Raw genomic sequence first — 1,144 nt, 5'->3', positions numbered from 1 at the left:
AACGATATTAGCTCAGGCAAACCAACGTCCACAGGCTGCACTAAGCCTACTAGGGTAATCATACTCTCTCGAATTCTCTCTCAATCTCTCATAAAAGCCCGTGAATGCGGGCTTTTTTAACGACCGATTCAAATGATGCTCATGAATGAGCTCCACATAGCACTTACAATTCGCAAAAATCTTCCTAGAAATACTTTTGCCTCTTTAGAACTTTAGGGCGGAAAATCATTGCCTTATGCGTAGTCCAGTGTTTATTAAGGAGGCGGGCGCATAGAGAAAAAAGCGGCAATGTTAATATTTTACTAAAGGAAAAGGGTTGCCGCCCGATAACCTATGTAAGCCGGAAGTTTTTTCGGTGATTACTTTAAATACACAGGTTGAGGGTGTAAGCATGGCCTTATATGTAAATACAAACGTAAGCTCGTTAAATGCTCAGCGTCAATTAATGAACTCTGGGAATAACCTGGATCAAGCGTTCCAACGCTTATCATCAGGTTTCCGTATCAATAGTGCATCTGATGATGCCGCGGGTTTACAAATATCAAATCGTCTTGAATCGCAAGTTCAAGGCTTAAATCAGGGTAACCGTAATGCCAATGACGGTATTTCATTAGCGCAAACCGCAGAAGGCGCAATGAATGAAGTGACAAGTATGTTCCAGCGAGTGCGTACCCTAGCTTCTCAGGCAGCGAATGGTTCAAACACCGATGAAGATCGCCTCGCCATTCAGGAAGAAATGCGCGCATTGATGACGGAAGTAAACCGTATTGCAGAAGATACTACGTTTGGTGGGCAAAACCTGCTAAATGGTACGTACGAAGCGAATTTCCAGGTGGGTGCCGATGCGGTACAAACTATTGGTTTCAGTATGCAAAACGTTGGTGGTACGGCGAACTCGTTATCAGCGAACGGTGGCTTCACACTATCTGGTATAGCAGGTATTGCCAGTGCGGTAACTGGAGAGTCATTAGGTTCAAACTTAGAAGGGTTAAGTGAAAACGCAACAGGCGGTGTTGCTGCAACAAGCTATACGTTTTCCGATACGTTCCAAGCTACAGGAATAAGCGTATCTTCACAGGCAAACGCGCAAGCCGTTTTGGCCGGTATGGATAATTTGATTGCTGTTGTGGATAAAAAACGTGCA

General features: G+C 44.3%; 1 protein-coding gene. It reads left to right on the top strand.

The features are described 5' to 3' along the window. Positions 1-391: 391 nt before the first annotated feature. Positions 392-1,144, top strand: a 753-nt coding sequence (locus tag V7R42_RS19860) for a flagellin N-terminal helical domain-containing protein (protein WP_334022394.1), incomplete at its 3' end; no start/stop codon positions are given.

Origin of the sequence: Alteromonas sp. S015 (assembly GCF_036864485.1) — a bacterium.
Taxonomy (GTDB): Bacteria; Pseudomonadota; Gammaproteobacteria; order Enterobacterales; family Alteromonadaceae; genus Alteromonas.
The sequence above is the reverse complement of the archived record's forward strand: the minus strand, read 5'-3'. Positions and strand labels throughout refer to the sequence as shown.